Genomic DNA, 15932 nt, shown 5'->3' on the forward strand with positions numbered 1-15932 from the left:
AGCCTTTCGAATGTATATACGAGTAGTAAAACTACACAAGACTGAGCGTATGGCTCGGTCTGGCTGGTGAGCATAATCGTTATTGTTGATCTTTTGCGAACAAGAAAAGGTATGAGCTTAATGTTACCTGCCAAAAATTATCAATTTTCAGCTATTTATAACCTTTGTTCGACAGTCCTTCATCGAGCGCCGTGCTTGCGTTCACAACTACAAGCCATTTGCGCGCCGATCAAGGATAGACCATGAGCCTTCCAACGCTGGCCGAATTGCCGGCCATTCTCCTTTCAATTGCCCAGCGGGCCGAGCAGTCATTTCGTGACGCAGTGGCCGCGCTGGACGACGATCATGGCCTTTCTGAGTGGACGCCGCAACGCTGGGCCGACTTCACCCGCGTGTGCGCCGCCAGTGATTTCGTGATTGAACAGAGTGTTCGTGACCCTTTGATGTTGCTGGAGCTGGCGGCCTGGGGCGAGCTGGACCGCGGCTTTGCGCCGGGCGAGCTGTGCGGGCAGATTGCAGGCGCTGTGCAACAGGCTGAAACAGAAGACGAACTGGGCCGCGTCTTGCGTCGCCAGCGCACGCGCCAGCAAGTACGGATTATCTGGCGCGACCTGACCCGCCAGGCAGATCTGGTGCAGACCTGCCGCGATCTTTCCGACATGGCCGACGCCAGCATCGACCAGGCCTATCAATGGTTGTACCAGCGCCACTGCGTGCAGTTCGGTACTCCCACTGGCCGGCGCAGCGGCGAGCCGCAGCACATGGTCATCCTGGGCATGGGCAAGCTCGGCGCGGTGGAGTTGAACCTCTCGTCGGATATCGACCTGATCTTTGCTTACCCCGAAGGCGGCGAGACGGTGGGCGTGAAGCGTTCACTGGATAACCAGGAATTCTTCATTCGGCTTGGTCAAAAACTGATCAAGGCCCTCGACCCAATGACCGTCGACGGTTTTGTGTTCCGCGTCGATATGCGCTTGCGTCCCTACGGTTCGGCGGGTGCGCTGGTGCTCAGCTTCAATGCGCTGGAGCAGTACTACCAGGATCAGGGCCGCGACTGGGAACGCTACGCCATGATCAAGGCGCGTGTAGTCGCCGGCGACCAGGTGGCCGGTGCGCAGTTGCTCGATATGCTGCGACCGTTCGTGTACCGCCGCTACCTGGACTTCTCCGCCATCGAAGCGCTGCGCACCATGAAGCAGTTGATCCAGCAGGAAGTGCGGCGCAAAGGCATGGCCGACAACATCAAGCTGGGCTCTGGCGGCATCCGTGAGGTGGAGTTTATCGCCCAGGCGTTCCAGTTGATTCACGGCGGTCGCGACTTGAGCCTGCAGCAGCGCCCGCTGCTCAAAGTGCTTGGCACGCTGGAAGGCCAGGGTTACCTGCCGCCGGCGGTGATCGCCGAGTTGCGCAATGGCTACGAATTCCTGCGCTACACCGAACACGCGATCCAGGCGATTGCCGACCGCCAGACCCAGATGCTGCCCAACACCCCGGAAGACCAGGCGCGCATCGCTTTCATGCTGGGCTTTGCCGACTGGGCCGCATTCCATGAGCGCCTGATGTACTGGCGTGGCCGGGTGGACTGGCACTTCCGCCAGGTGATTGCCGACCCGGATGAAGAAGAGGGCGAAGAAAGCGAGTTGGTCGTAGGCGGTGAGTGGTTGCCACTGTGGGAAGAATCCCAAGATGAAGACGCCGCCTGCCGCCAGTTGACCGAAGGCGGTTTCACCGACGCGCCCAAGGCGCTCAAGGCCCTGGCGGGTTTGCGCGGCAGCCCGCAGTTACGTGCGATGCAGCGCCTCGGCCGTGAGCGTCTGGATGCGTTTATCCCACGTCTGCTGGCCCAGGCCGTCGAACATGCCAATCCGGACTTGGTGCTGGAGCGCGTGTTGCCACTGGTGGAGGCCGTCGCCCGCCGCTCCGCCTATCTGGTCCTGCTCACGGAGAACCCCGATGCCCTGCGCCGCCTGCTGACCCTCTGCGCGGCCAGCCCGTGGATTGCCGAGCAGATCACCCGTTTCCCGCTGTTGCTGGACGAGCTGCTCAACGAAGGTCGTCTGTTCAAGCCGCCCTTGGCGCCGGAACTCGCCGCTGAGTTGCGCGAGCGCCTCACGCGCATCCCCGAAGACGACCTTGAGCAGCAGATGGAAGCCCTGCGTCACTTCAAGCTCGCCCACCGCCTGCGCGTGGCCGCCTCGGAAATCGCCGGCAGCCTGCCGTTGATGAAAGTCAGTGACTACCTGACCTGGCTCGCCGAAGCCATCCTCGAACAAGTGCTGGCCCTGGCCTGGCGCCAGACCGTGGCGCGCCATGGCTCGCCGCAGCGGCTGGACGGCACCCTGTGCGATCCTGGGTTCATCATTGTCGGTTATGGGAAAGTCGGCGGCATCGAGTTGGGGCATGGTTCGGACCTGGACCTGGTGTTTATCCACGATGGCGACCCGCAGGCCGAGACCGATGGCGCCAAACCGATTGACGGCGCGCAGTTCTTCACGCGCCTGGGCCAACGCATCATTCACCTGCTGACCACCCAGACCAACTCCGGCCAACTGTACGAAGTGGACATGCGCCTGCGGCCTTCCGGTGCGTCAGGCTTGCTGGTGAGTTCTCTCGGCGCATTTGACCGCTATCAACAAAATGAAGCATGGACCTGGGAACATCAGGCCCTGATCCGCGCGCGGGTGCTGGTGGGCAGCCAGGATGTGGGGCGTGCGTTCGAGCAGGTACGGGCTAAAGTGTTGGGACGTGAACGAGACCTGGCGAAGTTGCGCCAGGAGGTCAGCGAGATGCGCGCCAAAATGCGTGACAACCTGGGCACCAAGGCCACTACGGCCGGTACCGGCGCCAATGCGTTCGACGCTGCGGCGGTGTTCGACCTCAAGCAGGACGCCGGAGGTATCGTCGATATTGAATTTATGGTGCAATACGCGGCTTTGGCGTGGTTTGCCCAGCACCCGTCGTTGCTGCGCTACACCGACAATATCCGCATTCTGGAAGGCCTGGAGCAGGTGGGGTTGATGCCCGCCGCCGATGCCCATCTACTGCGCGAGGTGTATAAGGCCTACCGTTCCGCTGCACATCGCCAGGCCTTGCAGAACGAGGCCGGTACGGTGGCGGGGGATCAGTTCGCCGATGAACGGCGACAGGTGATGCGCATCTGGCAGGCGCTGGGGTTGAGCTGAAACACTATTAGGGCGGGGAGGCATAAGCCTCCCCGCATCGTTTGTGGAAACTACATGAATATTCTGATCGTTGGGCCCAGTTGGGTTGGTGACATGGTGATGGCACAGACACTGTTCCAGTGCCTGCGCCAGCGCCATCCAGACTGCCAGATCGACGTGCTCGCCCCTGAGTGGAGCCGGCCGATCCTTGAGCGCATGCCCGAAGTACGCAAGGCCTTGAGCTTCCCGCTCGGCCACGGCGCCCTGGAGCTGGCCACCCGTCGTCGCATCGGCAAATCCCTGGCCGGCCAGTACGACCAGGCGATCCTGTTGCCCAACTCGCTGAAATCGGCGCTGGTGCCGTTTTTTGCCGGCATCCCCAAACGCACCGGCTGGCGCGGCGAGTTTCGCTACGTGCTGCTTAACGATGTGCGCACATTGGATAAAGCGCGCTACCCGCTGATGATCGAACGCTTCATGGCGTTGGCGTATGAGCCTGGCGCGGAGCTGCCCAAGCCGTACCCGCGCCCGAGCCTGCAGATCGACCCGGTAACCCGCGACGCGGCCCTGGCCAAGTTCGGCCTGACCCTGGACCGCCCGGTGTTGGCGCTGTGCCCAGGCGCGGAGTTTGGCGAGTCCAAGCGCTGGCCGGCGGAGCACTACGCCAAAGTCGCCGAGATGAAGATTCGCGAAGGCTGGCAGGTGTGGTTGTTCGGTTCGAAAAAAGATCACCCGGTGGGTGAAGAGATTCGCCAGCGCCTGATTCCCGGCCTGCGCGAAGAGTCGGTCAACCTCAGTGGCGACACGTCGCTGGCCGAGGCGATTGACCTGCTGTCCTGCGCAGATTCGGTGGTGTCCAACGACTCCGGCCTGATGCACGTGGCGGCGGCGCTGAACCGCCCGTTGGTGGCGGTGTACGGCTCGACTTCCCCAGGGTTTACTCCACCGTTGGCGGACAAGGTCGAAGTGGTGCGCCTGGGCCTGGAATGCAGCCCGTGCTTTGACCGAACCTGCCGCTTCGGCCATTACAACTGCATGCGCCAGTTGCTGCCACAGCCGGTGAACGAAGCTTTGCAGCGGTTGCAGGGCACTGCGGTCGAGGTTCACTGAGTTGCGGGTACTGGTAATCAAGACCTCATCCCTGGGCGACGTGATTCATGCGCTGCCGGCACTCACCGACGCGGCGCGGGCGATCCCCGGCATTCGATTCGACTGGGTAGTGGAAGAAGGCTTTGCCGAGATCCCCACCTGGCACCCGGCGGTGGACAAAGTGATCCCGGTGGCCATCCGCCGCTGGCGCAAGAACCTCTGGCAGACCCTCAAGAGCGGTGAGTGGCGGCGTTTCAAGCAGCAGATCCAGTCGACCAAATACGACCTGGTGATCGACGCCCAAGGCCTGCTCAAAAGTGCCTGGCTGACCCGCTATGTGCGTGCGCCGGTAGCGGGCTTCGACAAGCACTCTGCCCGTGAACCCATCGCGGCGCGCTTCTATTCGCGGCGTCTGGCCGTGGCCCGCGGGCAACACGCGGTTGAGCGCCTGCGGCAGCTGTTCGCCGTGGCGCTGGGCTATGACCTGCCCAAAGGCCTGGGCGATTACGGCTTGAGCACCGAAAAACTGCTCGGCCTGCCGCCGAAAAAACCCTTCGTGCTGCTGCTGCACGGCACCACCTGGGACACCAAGCACTGGCCCGAAGCCTATTGGCGCGAGCTGGCCGAGCGCATGGGCCGCCTGGGCGTGGACGTGAAGCTGCCATGGGGCAACGCCGCCGAAAAAGCCCGCGCCGAGCGTTTGGCCCAAGGCCTGAACAACGCCGAAGTGCTGCCCAAGCTCAATCTGGCTGGCGTCGCCCGTGTCTTGGCCGGCGCCCGTGCCTGCGTGGCGGTGGACACGGGGCTCGGCCACCTGGCTGCCGCGTTGGACGTGCCGACCATTTCCCTGTTCGGCCCCACCAACCCCGGCCTGACTGGCGCCTACGGCAAGGGCCAGATTCACCTCGGCAGCGACTGGTCGTGCGCGCCGTGCCTGCAAAAGCAATGTACTTATCAACCCACGGCCGACGACCTGCGTCGGTTCGACATCAAGCGCGAGTCGCCCCTGTGCTTCACGCGCCTGAACCCTGAGCGTGTGGCAAGCCGGCTGAGCACGTTGTTATTGGCTGAGGAGCTGCACTGATGCAACTGGCTTTTGTTCTGTACAAATACTTCCCCTTCGGTGGCCTGCAGCGCGACTTCATGCGCATCGCCCTGGAGTGCCAGCAGCGCGGCCATCAGATTCGGGTCTACACGCTGATCTGGGAAGGCGACATCCCGCCCGGCTTCGAAGTGCTGGTGGCGCCGGTCAAGGCGTTCTTCAACCATAAGCGCAACGAGAAGCTCAGTGCGTGGATGGAGGCCGATCTGGCCAAGCGCCCCGTGGACCGCCTGATCGGTTTCAACAAGATGCCCGGCCTGGACGTTTACTACGCCGCCGACGGCTGCTTCGAAGACAAGGCGCAAAACCTGCGTCATTCGCTGTACCGCAGCTTTGGCCGTTACAAGCACTTCGCCGAGTACGAGCGTGCGGTGTTTGCCAAGGATGCCAAGACGCAAGTCCTGATGATCTCCGAAGTGCAGCAGCCGCTGTTCATCAAGCATTACGACACCCCGCTGGAGCGCTTCCATCTGCTGCCGCCGGGGATTGCCCAGGACCGTCGCGCGCCGCCGAATGCGGCCGAAATCCGCGCAGGGTTTCGCCAGGAATTCAACCTTGGCGATGACGACCTGTTGCTGGTGCAGATCGGCTCCGGCTTCAAGACCAAGGGCGTCGACCGCAGCCTCAAGGCCTTGGCCGCGTTGCCGCCTGAGCTGAAGAAACGCACGCGCCTGTTTGTCATCGGTCAGGACGACCCCAAAGTCTTCCAGCTGCAAAGCGCTACCTTGGGGCTGGGCGACAATGTGCAGTTCCTCAAGGGCCGCAGCGATATTCCGCGCTTCCTGCTGGGCGCCGACCTGCTGATCCATCCGGCGTACAACGAAAACACCGGCACCGTGTTGCTCGAAGCCGTGGTGGCCGGGTTGCCGGTGCTGGTTTCTGCCGTGTGTGGCTATGCCCACTACATCGCCGAAGCCGACAGTGGCCTGGTGCTGGATGAGCCGTTCGAGCAGGCTCAGCTCAACCAGTACCTGGCGCGGATGTTGACCGATTCTGCACAGCGCGCGGCCTGGGGCCGCAATGGGTTGGCCTTCGCCGAGACGGCCGACCTCTATAGCATGCCGCAGCACGCTGCGGATGTGATTCTGGCGGAGCCAAAACGATGAAGTTGATTCTTGCCGAACCGTTCAAGACGTTATGGGCCGGGCGTGATGCCTTCGCCGAAGTCGAGAAGCTCGAAGGCCAGGTATTCCGTGAACTGGCTGCGCGTCGCACGTTGCGCACGGTGGTGGATGGCCGGCCGTATTTCGTGAAAATCCACCGGGGCATCGGTTGGGCGGAAATCTTCAAGAACCTGATCACCGCCAAGCTGCCGGTACTGGGCGCGGGCCTGGAATGGGATGCCATCCACCGCTTGCAGGAGATCGGCGTACCGACCATGACCGGCGTGGCCTTCGGCGAAAAAGGCAGTAACCCGGCGGACCAGCACTCGTTCATCATCACCGAAGAACTGGCGCCGACCCTCAGCCTCGAAGACGTGACCCTCGACTGGATCGCCGAGCCGCCAACACCGGCCTTGCGCCATGCGCTCACCGCCGAGCTGGCGCGCATGGTCGGCGACATGCACCGGGGCGGCGTGAACCATCGCGACTGCTACCTGTGCCACTTCCTGCTGGACACGTCCAAGCCGATCGACCCACGTGACATCAAGCTCTCGGTGATCGACCTGCACCGCGCCCAGATGCGTGCCCATCTGCCGCTGCGCTGGCGCGACAAGGACCTGTCCGCGTTGTACTACTCGGCGTTGGACATCGGCCTGACCCGGCGCGACAAGTTGCGCTTCCTCAAGGGCTATTTCCGCCAGCCGCTGCGCCAGATCCTGACCGAGCAATCGGCGTCCCTGAGCCTGATGCAGCGCAAGGCCGACAAGCTTTACGCACGCAAGCAACGCTACGGGGATGCGATCTGATGGCGGGTTGGAACCTGGAACCTGCCTATGCCGCCCTGGCGGATGATTTTGGAAGCCTCGAAGCGGTGTTCGCCCTGCAAGGTGAGCGGCTGACCCGCGACCCGTTGTCGGAAGTGATCCGGGTGCAGCGCGGTGGCGTCAATTACTACGTCAAGCGCTACACCGGTGCCGGCAAGGGCCTGCGGCGCTATCTGGGCAAGCCGCGGGTCAAGTCCGAATGGCAGAACCTCAAGCGCTTCGCCAAGTGGGGGATTCCCACCGCCGATGTGGTCGCGTGGGGCCTGGAGCGCAATGGCCTGGCCTACGACCGTGGCGCGATGATCACGCGTGAGCTGCCCAATACCGAAGACCTTTCGGTGCTGGCCGAGCGCCAAGATGCGCGCCTGCGCGACCCCAAATGGGTCGATGTCGTCAGCCGCCAGCTCGCCGAATACACGCGCACGATGCACGACCAGCGCTTTACCCATAACGATTTGAAATGGCGCAACCTGCTGATCGACGACCAGCAGACCCTGTACCTGATCGACTGCCCCAACGGCGATTTCTGGCGCGGTTTCTGGCTCAAGTACCGCATCACCAAAGACCTGGCCTGCCTGGACAAGGTGGCCAAGTATCACCTGTCGGCCACCCAGCGCCTGCGTTTCTACATGCAGTACCGTGGGTGTCGGCACCTGAGCGATTCGGACAAGCGGCGGATCCGCCACGTAGTGAAGTTTTTCGAGGGACGCGAATGAGTGATTTCCTGGCGGCTGAAGACCGTGCCTTGCTGGAGCGCCACGGCCTCGCGACATTCGACGCGCTGTGGGCCAAGCAACTGGACGCGGTGGATGAGCCCAACACCAACCGTGGCGGCTGGAGCAGCGTGTTTCGCCTGGAGCTCGATGGCCACGGGTATTACCTCAAGCGCCAGAGCAACTACCTTACGCGCAGCTTGCACCGACCGTTGGGCGAGCCGAGTTTCTCCCGCGAATTTCGCAATATCAGCCGTTACCGCGCGCTGGGTATCCCGGCGTTGCAGGCGGCGTTTTACGGCGAGCGCAAAGTCGCCGGTGAACACCGTGCAATGCTGCTGACCCGTGCCCTCGACGGCTGGAATGACCTGGATTCATTGCTGGAGCAGTGGCTGCAACTGAGCGACGCCCAGCACCACGCGATCCTGCTGGCGTGCGGCCAACTGGCGCGCCGGTTGCACAGCGTCGGCCAGGTGCATGGCTGCTTTTACCCCAAGCATATTTTCCTGCAGGCGACCGGCGACGGTTACGCCGCGCAGTTGATCGACCTGGAGAAAACCCGCCCGCTGCTGTTCGGCTGGCGTGATCGGGTCAAGGACCTGGAGCCATTGCTGCGCCGTGCACCGCAGTGGTCGGACGCGCAGGTGCGCCAACTGTTGGCGGCGTATCTCGATCAGCCTGAAGACAGCGCACTGGTCGCCACCTGGCTGCAACGCCTGACGGCCCGGCGTAGCCACAAGGAGAACCGCTGATGCGCCTGTCCGAACTGAAAAGCGCCGGCCGCACACCGAGCTTGCCCCTGACCCTTGACCTCGCGGATGCGGCAGGCCCCGGCCAACTGCAACTGCTGAGCCTGTTGCGCGTGTTGCCTGGCGAGCGTTACGTGGGCGCAGCCGTGTGGCGCGGGCGCCCGGTGCTGGCCAAGTTATTGGTGGGCGGCAAGGCCGCTCGGCACTTTCAGCGTGAACTGGCTGGCGTACGCCTGCTGGCCCAACAGGGCCTGACTACACCGTTGTTGCTCGCCGATGGCCTGCAGGAAGGCGAGGGCGGCTGGCTGTTATTCGAATTTATCGAAGGCGCCGAAAGCCTGGCCGATGCCTGGCATGCCGTTGAAGGCCTGCCACCGTTGGCCGACGAACAAACCGCCGTGCTTGCCGAAGCGCTGGGCGCGATTGCGCAAATGCATGCCAAAGGGTTGTGGCAGGAAGATCTGCACTTGGACAACCTGCTGCGTCAAAGCGGCAAGTTGTACCTGATCGACGGCGCCGGTATCCGCGTCGAAGAGGCCGGCAAGCCGTTGTCGCGGAACCGCGTGCTGGAGAACCTGGGCGTGTTTTTCGCCCAGTTGCCGAAAAGCCTTGAGCCGTTTACCGAAGAGCTGCTGGTGTATTACCTGCTGAGCAACGGCGAACACGCCTTGCCGCTGCAAGCCCTGGAAAAACAGGTGCGCAAGGTCAGCGCCTGGCGCTTGAAAGACTTTTTGAGCAAGGTGGGCCGCGAATGCACGTTATTCAGCGTGGAGCGAGGCGCCTTTGGCCTGCGCGCGATGCGTCGCGAAGAAGAGTCCGCGATGCTGCCGGTGCTGGAACAGGCCGATGCGCTGCTCGACCAGGGCCACCTGTACAAGACCGGTGGTGCTGCGAGCGTGGCCAAGGTAGAAGTGGCCGGTCGCCCGCTGGTGATCAAGCGCTACAACATCAAGGGGTTCGCCCACTGGCTCAAGCGCTTCTGGCGCCCGAGCCGCGCCTGGCATTCCTGGCGCGAAGGCAACCGCCTGGCGTTCCTCGGGATCGCTACGCCCAAGCCACTGGCGGTGTTGGAAAAGCGCTTTTTATGGCTGCGCAGCCGTGCCTACCTGATCACCGAATACTTGCCCGGCCCGGACATCATCGAGCGCTTCGCGCCTTACATCGAGCAAGGTGACGCACCGGAAAATGAGCTGGTGGCGCTGGATAAACTGTTTGCCGAACTGATCCGCGAACGCATCAGCCATGGCGATTTCAAGGGCCATAACCTGTTCTGGCACGAAGACCGCTGGGCCCTCATCGACCTCGATGCCATGCGCCAACACAACTCCGCTGCCAGCTTCGCCCCGGCCTTCGCCAGGGATCGCGCGCGGTTTATGCGTAACTGGCCGCAGGAAAGCGCGCTGTACAAACTGATTGATCAGCGACTGCCCAAAGAGATTCTGACTGGTGGCCCTCTGTAGCTGAGCGGGAGGGCACTATGCGCGTAGATGGACGCCTCCAAAAACGCGCATATATCCAGGATTTAACATCCCATGGCTGATGGAAAACCAACCTCCCCACAGTTTTTGCTCTTTGAAAGTGAAAGTGAAGCTGAGTGCGCTGCAGAAGTGGCGGCAGCGACACCACCCAACGGGCCGTTCAGTGATTTCATAGTGTATGTGGATGAAAGCGGCGATCACGGGATGCAGACACTCGATGTCAACTACCCCATGTTTGTTTTGGCTTTCTGTGTTTTCCATAAGCGGCACTACTGTGAAAAGGTCATCCCGGCGCTTCAGAAGTTCAAGTTCAATCATATGGGGCATGATCTTGTAGGCTTGCATGAACTGGAAATTCGCAAGGAAAAAGGCGCGTTCTCCAGCATGTTCGCCTCTCGCCAGCACAAACATCTTTTTCTTGAAGAGCTGACCAGCATCATCGAGTCGAGCAATTTCGTCTTGATCAGTTGTGTGATTGATAAAGCCACTCTTCGCGAGCAGCAAGGTCCAATACACAACCCTTACCATCTGGCATTGGGCTTCTGTCTCGAAACACTCTACGAGTTTTTACAAGAGAAAAATCAGCAGAGTGCGTTGACGCATGTGATTTTCGAGCGTCGGGGTCGTAAAGAAGATAACGAGCTTGAATTGGAGTTTCGTCGGATGTGTGACGGAGCCAATCGTCTGGGCATCCGCTTGCCGTTTGATGTGGTGTTTGCGACCAAGCAGGTCAATTCGACAGGATTGCAGCTTGCGGACCTTGTTGCCCGACCCGTCGGCATGAACGTTTTACGGCCGGGCCAGGAAAATCGAGCCTTTGACGTGCTTAAGCGCAAGTTTTACTGCAGCGGGGGGCGGAGCAGGGTGGGCGAGGGGTTTGAAAACTGGGGGCTTAAAATTTTCCCTGCCGCAGAAAGCGAAAAGCCCCGGTGAAACTCACCGAGGCTATAACGCCGACCGGGATCCCCCAGTCCATTTGCGGCAGATTCTATGCTTGCGATTTTTGAGTGTCAACGCGGGGTAGCTGAGTAGTCGCCAGGCCATGATCCTGTTCAGTCAACTGACACGCTCACTGTAGATAGCTGTTGCCTGAGCAACAGCTATCGGACATTTCCTAGCTGAGAGCGACAGTCTGCTTTCACTCAAATTTTTCAGCCTATTGGTTTTAAAGGATAAAAACCCTGGCACGGCCTCTGCAATGCCTCCTGGTGAACCCTTTCACCAGCCGCACGCGGAGCCTTGTATGCCTTTGAGTCTTTCCTCGCTTTCCCGTCTGATCTGCCTCGGCGCCGTTGTGCTGCTGGGTCACGCCGCCGTCGTCCAGGCTGGCGAAGGCGATGACGCCGTGCCGTCCCTGGCCGGTAAGCGCATTGCGGTGAGCATGACTGGCACCAGTCACTATTTCGATATCAAGGCGTTCCAGGCCCAGGTGGATGAAATCAAGCGCCTGGGCGGTACGCCGATCACTCTCGACGCTGGGCGCAATGACAAGAATCTGGTGACCCAGCTGCAAACCGTGGTTACCCAGAAGCCCGACGCGGTGATCCAGACCCTCGGCACCCTCAGCGTGATCGACCCGTGGCTCAAGCGCATCAGCAAGGCCGGGATTCCGCTGTTCACCATCGATGCGCCGTCGCAGTACAGCCTCAACAACACCACGTCCGACAACGTCGCCACCGGCAAGGCCCTGGCTGATCAACTGATCAAGGACGCCGGCGGCAAGGGCAAGATCCTGGTGTTCAATGGTTTCTATGGTGTGCCGGTGTGTGCGATTCGTTATGACCAGTTGAAGCTGGCGCTCAAGGACTACCCGCAGCTGGAAATCATCCAGCCTGAGCTGCGTGATGTGATCCCCAATACCGTGCAGGACGCCTACTCCCAGGTGTCGGCGTTGCTCAACAAATACCCGCAGGGCAGTGTTTCGGCGATCTGGTCGGCCTGGGATATTCCGCAACTGGGCGCGAGCAAGGCGTTGATCGATGCCAGGCGCACCGAGATCAAGACCTATGGCGTCGACGGCACCCCCGAGGTCCTGGCGCTGCTCGGCCAGGCGAACTCGCCGGTGGGTGCGGTAGTCGCGCAGCAACCGGCGTTGATCGGCAAGACGGCCGTGCAGAATGTGGCGCGCTACCTGGCCGGGCAACGTGATCTGCCCAAGGAAACCCTTGTCGTCACCTTGCTGACCACCGCCGGCAACCTGGCGCAGGTTCAACAGCTGCGGGGTGACTGATGGCCGCCTTGCACCTGCAACACCTGCGCAAGCGCTTTGGCGCTACCCAGGCGCTGGATGATGCGAGCCTCAAGGTCGAGCGCGGCAGCATCCATGGGCTGGTGGGCGAGAACGGCGCGGGCAAGTCGACCTTGATCAAGATCCTGGCCGGTATCCATACGGCCGACGCGGGGCAGGTGAGCATCGACGGCCAGGCCTATGCAACGCTGTCGCCGCGCAAGGTGGACGCATTGGGCGTGCAGTTCATCCATCAGGAGCGCCTGCTGCCCGCCAGTTTTACCGTGGGCGAAGCGCTGTATTTCGGGCATGAGTTGCGCCGGGGGCCGTTTGTGGATCGGCGGCGGCAGCAGCATGAGGCGCAGCGTCTGTTGGCGGAATACTTTGACCTGCAACTGCCTCCCGGCGCCTTGGTGGGCGAATTGAACAGCGCCGAGCGCCAGGTGCTGCAAATCACCCGGGCGCTGATTCGCCAACCGAAGATCCTGGTGTTCGACGAGCCCAGCGTGGCGCTGGTCAAGCGCGAGGTCGACCAGCTGCTGCGCATCGTCAAGCGCCTGCGCGACCAAGGGCTTTCGATCCTCTACATCTCTCATTACCTGCAGGAAATCGACAGCCTGTGCGACGACGTCACGGTGCTGCGCAACGGTCGGGATGTGGCGGTGGTGCAGCCACGGCACACGTCCAGCGCAGAGATTGCGCGGCTGATGGTCAACCGCGACGTGCAGGAGATGTACCCCAAGGCCAGGGTCGAGTTGGGCGCGCCGCTGTTGCAGGTGCGCGGGCTGAGTCTGGCGCGGCGTTATCGGCAGATTGACCTGCAGGTGCGGCGCGGTGAAATCGTTGGCCTCACCGGGCTGGTCGGCTCCGGCGCCAAGGAATTGTTCAAGACACTGTTCGGCGTCGAGCGGGCCGACAGCGGCAGTGTGCATCTGGACGGGCGCTTGCTGCGCCTGCGGTCACCCGGCCAGGCGATTGCCGACGGCATTGCGCTGGTGCCGGAGGAGCGGCGTAGCCAAGGCATCTCGCCGCTGCTGTCGGTGCTGGAAAACCTCACGCTGGCGGGGCTCGCGCGCTTCAGCCGCTGGGGCTTGCTGAACCGGGGCAACGAGCAGGCGGAAACTGCGCGCTTGATTGAGGAACTGGCGATCAAGACGCCGGGGCCTGACGCCGCCGTCAGCCAGTTGAGCGGCGGTAACCAGCAGAAGGTTGCCTTGGGTAAATGGCTCAGCCGTCGCTCGGCGGTGTACTTGCTGGACGAGCCCTGTGTGGGCGTGGATGTGGGCGCCAAGGTGGAAATCTATCGGCTGATTGGGCGCCTGGTGGAAGAGGGCGCAGCGGTGTTGGTGCTGTCATCGGACTTGCCGGAATTGCTGGGGATCAGTGATCGGATCCTGGTGCTGCATCGCGGCGAGATTGCCGGTGAGTTCCGTGCGGGGGAGGTCGACAGCGATCAGTTGCTCGCCTGTGCAACGGGCGCCGTGCCCACGGCAGCTGTGCGGGCGAGGGAGGTCGAGCATGCTTGAGGTCATACTGCGCCGGGGTTCGGCGGGCGTATTCCTGGTGATTCTGCTGGGGTTTGCCCTGGCGGCGCCGGGGTTTGTGTCGCCGGGCAACCTGGCCAATGTGTTCAGTCAATCGGCGATTCTCGGCGTGTTGGCCTTCGGGCTGACCTGCGTGATTATCGGCGGCGGCTCGAATGTGCTGGCCGGTGGGCTCGACCTGTCGCTGGCGGCCAATCTGGGGCTGTGCGCAGCGGTGTTCAGCCGCCTTAACAATGCCGGGCTGGAGCTGGGGCTCACCCTGCTGTTGACCTTGGGCTGTGGCCTGGCAGTCGGCCTGTTCAATGGCTTGGCCGTGGTGCTGCTGCGCCTGCCGCCGCTGCTGGCCACCCTGGCGAGCATGAATGTGCTGGCGGGGCTGGAGTTGGTGCTGACGGAAAATACCGTGGTTTCCACTGACTCACCGCTGCTGGACGTGCTCAGCGGCGGCAGTTGGCTGGCGGTGCCCGCCCTGGCCTGGGTGTTGCTGCTGACGGCGGGGTTGCTGACCTTGTTAATCCAGCATTCGGCCTACGGCCTGCGCCTGCACGCGGTGGGTGAATATCCCCAGGCGGCGCAGGCGGCGGGCATTCGCGTGCGCGCTTATGGGGTGTCGAGTTATGCGCTGTCGGGCCTGTGCACCGGGGTGGCTGCGTTGTGTTCGGCGGCGTTTTTCAGCGGCAGCACTACGGGCTCCGGCGACATGCTGCTGTCGGTGGTGGCGATTGCCTTTCTCGGCGTGGTGTTTTCCCGCCGGCTGGTGGCAAGTATTCCTGGGACGTTGTTGGCGGCGTTGCTGATCGGTTTTCTGATCAACGGCTTTCAGTTGCTCAACCTGTCGAACTTCTGGGTCAACGGTGTGCAAGGTGTGCTGATCCTGCTGGTGGTAGCCGCGTCCAGCGCATTGAATCGCGGAGCCGGCTCATGAACCCGCGCGCCTTGCTGCCGCTGACATTGCCGCTGGTATTTGCGGTGATCGTGCTGGTGTTTGCTGTTCAGGCACCGGGCTTCCTGAGCGGTGGCAACCTGAAAAGCCTGGTGCTGAATAACTTTGTACTGCTGGCCATTGTTGCCATCGGCATGACGTACGCGGTGGCGGCGGGTGGCATCGACCTGTCGGTGGGCACTGCGCTGGATTTCGCCAGTTTCAGTTTTGTGGTGCTGCTCAATGGCGGGCATGGCTGGGCCGTTGCCGCGACCGGTGCGTTGATCGCGGCGCTGTTGGTCGGCGTGCTGAATGCCGGGTTGATCGCCGGGCTGCGGATCAGTCCATTTCTTGCCACCTTGGGCACACTGTTTATCGGCACCAGCGCCCAGCAATTGCTCTCGGACGGCGGCCAGCCTATCTACATCAGCCAGGGGTTGAAGCCGGAACTGAGCGGCCTTGCGCCCTTGCTGATCGTGCTGGGGCTGGCGTTGTTCTACGGCTTGGCGTTGGCACGCGGACGCCTGGGTCGTGAACTCCTGGCCCAAGGCACCCAGCCGCTGCTGGCGTATTACTCAGGGTTGTCGGTGCAGCGGATTGTCAGCGTCGTGGCCCTGGCGACTGCCCTGGCCTGCGGGGTGGCGGGGGTGTTGCTCAGTTCGACGGTCAGCGCCTACGTGCCGTTGTCGGGCAATGCCTTTTTGCTCAATGCCATCGGCGCGGTCTTTATCGGCACCACCTTGAGCCGGCAGGGTCGGGCGAACATTCCAGGAACGCTGCTGGGCGTGCTGTTTATCAACGTCATCGCCAACGGCCTGCTGTTGATCGGCTGGAACTTCTACTGGCAGCAAGTGGCGACCGGCGTGCTGATCTTTATCGTGCTGAGCTTCAGTTTTGCCAGTCGGCGAATGTTGGAGCGCAACTAACCGGCGCTCAGCAGGGTGGTCGAGCTCCGCTAACCGCTCGTCGCTAACAGCTTCCTGCTGCTTTTACGCTATAATCCCGCCCTTTAGCTGTTTC

The 15932-nt window shown here is 62.2% G+C and carries 13 protein-coding genes; all 13 read left to right on the top strand.

Annotation, left to right across the window (positions count from 1 at the left end; all coding sequences use genetic code 11):
- Positions 1-242: 242 nt before the first annotated feature.
- The 13 genes from glnE to EJD88_RS22695 all read left to right on the top strand — a co-directional run bounded on the left by glnE (position 243) and on the right by EJD88_RS22695 (position 15838).
- Positions 243-3182, top strand: coding sequence for a bifunctional [glutamate--ammonia ligase]-adenylyl-L-tyrosine phosphorylase/[glutamate--ammonia-ligase] adenylyltransferase (glnE, locus tag EJD88_RS22635; protein WP_158879080.1), 2940 nt, complete (start codon positions 243-245; stop codon positions 3180-3182).
- Between the two features lie 54 nt (positions 3183-3236).
- Positions 3237-4271: a lipopolysaccharide heptosyltransferase II gene (waaF, locus tag EJD88_RS22640; protein WP_158879081.1), complete on the top strand. Its 1035-nt coding sequence runs from the start codon at positions 3237-3239 to the stop codon at positions 4269-4271.
- Position 4272: 1 nt separating this feature from the next.
- A complete protein-coding gene (gene waaC / locus EJD88_RS22645) occupies positions 4273-5334 on the top strand; it encodes a lipopolysaccharide heptosyltransferase I (protein WP_099583729.1) in 1062 nt (353 codons plus the stop codon).
- Positions 5334-6458 (top strand): glycosyltransferase family 4 protein, encoded by a 1125-nt coding sequence (locus tag EJD88_RS22650; protein ID WP_158879082.1) that lies wholly within the window; start codon positions 5334-5336, stop codon positions 6456-6458. Before waaC ends, EJD88_RS22650 begins: the two co-directional genes overlap by 1 nt.
- Complete coding sequence (gene rfaP / locus EJD88_RS22655) at positions 6455-7261, top strand: lipopolysaccharide core heptose(I) kinase RfaP (RefSeq protein WP_158879083.1); 807 nt, start codon at positions 6455-6457, stop codon at positions 7259-7261. The genes EJD88_RS22650 and rfaP overlap by 4 nt, the downstream gene beginning before the upstream one ends.
- Positions 7261-7995, top strand: coding sequence for a lipopolysaccharide kinase InaA family protein (locus EJD88_RS22660; protein ID WP_158879084.1), 735 nt, complete (start codon positions 7261-7263; stop codon positions 7993-7995). The genes rfaP and EJD88_RS22660 overlap by 1 nt, the downstream gene beginning before the upstream one ends.
- A complete protein-coding gene (locus EJD88_RS22665) occupies positions 7992-8744 on the top strand; it encodes a lipopolysaccharide kinase InaA family protein (RefSeq protein WP_158879085.1) in 753 nt (250 codons plus the stop codon). The genes EJD88_RS22660 and EJD88_RS22665 overlap by 4 nt, the downstream gene beginning before the upstream one ends.
- Positions 8744-10201, top strand: a complete 1458-nt coding sequence (locus tag EJD88_RS22670) for a lipopolysaccharide kinase InaA family protein (RefSeq protein ID WP_158879086.1) — start codon at positions 8744-8746, stop codon at positions 10199-10201. The genes EJD88_RS22665 and EJD88_RS22670 overlap by 1 nt, the downstream gene beginning before the upstream one ends.
- A 72-nt stretch (positions 10202-10273) precedes the next feature.
- Positions 10274-11152, top strand: a complete 879-nt coding sequence (locus tag EJD88_RS22675) for a DUF3800 domain-containing protein (protein WP_158879087.1) — start codon at positions 10274-10276, stop codon at positions 11150-11152.
- 310 nt (positions 11153-11462) lie between these two features.
- The gene (locus EJD88_RS22680) at positions 11463-12449 is read left to right on the top strand and encodes a sugar ABC transporter substrate-binding protein (protein ID WP_158879088.1); all 987 of its coding nucleotides are present in this window, start codon (positions 11463-11465) and stop codon (positions 12447-12449) included.
- Entirely contained in the window at positions 12449-13972 is a 1524-nt protein-coding gene (locus EJD88_RS22685; RefSeq protein ID WP_158879089.1) for a sugar ABC transporter ATP-binding protein, read from the top strand. Before EJD88_RS22680 ends, EJD88_RS22685 begins: the two co-directional genes overlap by 1 nt.
- Complete coding sequence (locus EJD88_RS22690) at positions 13965-14915, top strand: ABC transporter permease (protein ID WP_158879090.1); 951 nt, start codon at positions 13965-13967, stop codon at positions 14913-14915. Before EJD88_RS22685 ends, EJD88_RS22690 begins: the two co-directional genes overlap by 8 nt.
- Complete coding sequence (locus tag EJD88_RS22695) at positions 14912-15838, top strand: ABC transporter permease (RefSeq protein ID WP_158879091.1); 927 nt, start codon at positions 14912-14914, stop codon at positions 15836-15838. The genes EJD88_RS22690 and EJD88_RS22695 overlap by 4 nt, the downstream gene beginning before the upstream one ends.
- The last annotated feature ends 94 nt before the right edge of the window (positions 15839-15932 follow it).

This window comes from Pseudomonas sp. PB105, from assembly GCF_009764655.1.
Lineage (GTDB): Bacteria > Pseudomonadota > Gammaproteobacteria > Pseudomonadales > Pseudomonadaceae > Aquipseudomonas > Aquipseudomonas cyclaminis.

Coding starts and splice junctions, on each gene's coding strand:
- glnE (WP_158879080.1), top strand. CDS start 243: ATGAGCCTTCCAACGCTGGCCGAATTGCCGGCCATTCTCCTTTCAATT.
- waaF (WP_158879081.1), top strand. CDS start 3,237: ATGAATATTCTGATCGTTGGGCCCAGTTGGGTTGGTGACATGGTGATG.
- EJD88_RS22650 (WP_158879082.1), top strand. CDS start 5,334: ATGCAACTGGCTTTTGTTCTGTACAAATACTTCCCCTTCGGTGGCCTG.
- rfaP (WP_158879083.1), top strand. CDS start 6,455: ATGAAGTTGATTCTTGCCGAACCGTTCAAGACGTTATGGGCCGGGCGT.
- EJD88_RS22660 (WP_158879084.1), top strand. CDS start 7,261: ATGGCGGGTTGGAACCTGGAACCTGCCTATGCCGCCCTGGCGGATGAT.
- EJD88_RS22665 (WP_158879085.1), top strand. CDS start 7,992: ATGAGTGATTTCCTGGCGGCTGAAGACCGTGCCTTGCTGGAGCGCCAC.
- EJD88_RS22670 (WP_158879086.1), top strand. CDS start 8,744: ATGCGCCTGTCCGAACTGAAAAGCGCCGGCCGCACACCGAGCTTGCCC.
- EJD88_RS22675 (WP_158879087.1), top strand. CDS start 10,274: ATGGCTGATGGAAAACCAACCTCCCCACAGTTTTTGCTCTTTGAAAGT.
- EJD88_RS22680 (WP_158879088.1), top strand. CDS start 11,463: ATGCCTTTGAGTCTTTCCTCGCTTTCCCGTCTGATCTGCCTCGGCGCC.
- EJD88_RS22685 (WP_158879089.1), top strand. CDS start 12,449: ATGGCCGCCTTGCACCTGCAACACCTGCGCAAGCGCTTTGGCGCTACC.
- EJD88_RS22690 (WP_158879090.1), top strand. CDS start 13,965: ATGCTTGAGGTCATACTGCGCCGGGGTTCGGCGGGCGTATTCCTGGTG.
- EJD88_RS22695 (WP_158879091.1), top strand. CDS start 14,912: ATGAACCCGCGCGCCTTGCTGCCGCTGACATTGCCGCTGGTATTTGCG.